Source organism: Thauera phenylacetica B4P (assembly GCF_000310225.1).
Lineage (GTDB): Bacteria > Pseudomonadota > Gammaproteobacteria > Burkholderiales > Rhodocyclaceae > Thauera > Thauera phenylacetica.
Genome location: NZ_AMXF01000568.1, coordinates 1 through 621, shown reverse-complemented (window position 1 = coordinate 621; position 621 = coordinate 1). Strand labels below are relative to the sequence as shown.

The following is a 621-nucleotide window of genomic DNA, read 5'->3' as shown; positions in this document are numbered from 1 at the left end:
GTCATCAGCTCTGCGATGGCGGCCTGGTCGCACTGCTCGGGCCAGCGCCAGTCGAAGTCGGCCAGCGGCTTGAAGCGGCCGATGTGCGCGCAGCGCAGCCGGCGCTCGAGTGAGCGTCGGGCGCGCTCGGTCTCCTCCCACTCGATGAGCGGGGCGATCCACGGGGCCTGGGCGCACTCGGCCCAGTGGCTCACCACCCCGTGCAGTTGCAGCGCACGGGCGCGCGCGAGCAGCGGTTCAGGCGTCGTCATGGTCGTCCTCCAGCAGGCGGTCGTAGCCGGCCAAGGGGTGGGCGCGCACGGTGACGTCGCGCGTCTTCAGATGCGCGGGCAGCGGCACACCCAGCGGCGGGGGCGCCTCGCGCCGACGCTCGAGCGCCAGGCGCACCGCGTTGGGATGCGGCACGCCGCGCGCGAGCGCCTCGTCGACGGCAACGGCCAGTTCGCCCGCGCCGTAGCGATCGAGCAGGTCGGTGAGCGCGCGCGTGGTGCGCCCGAGCGGCTCACCGCGCTCGGCGGCCTGGGCGAGCAGCGCCTGGCAGGTGGGCACGGCCGCCGTCAGGCGGTCGGTGGCGCGGTGCGCACTGGCCGCGTGCTTGTGTGCGACGAGCGCCTCGAGGTG

At 75.4% G+C, this 621-nt stretch carries 1 protein-coding gene and 1 pseudogene; both read right to left on the bottom strand.

From position 1 onward, the window contains the following. A partial coding sequence (locus tag C667_RS23725; RefSeq protein ID WP_004391962.1) for an ATP-binding protein occupies positions 1 to 251 on the bottom strand: 251 nt, incomplete at its 3' end. Then, a pseudogene (locus C667_RS23720) lies at positions 238 to 621 on the bottom strand (IS21 family transposase); the annotation flags it as partial. The gene C667_RS23725 and the pseudogene C667_RS23720, both read right to left, overlap by 14 nt.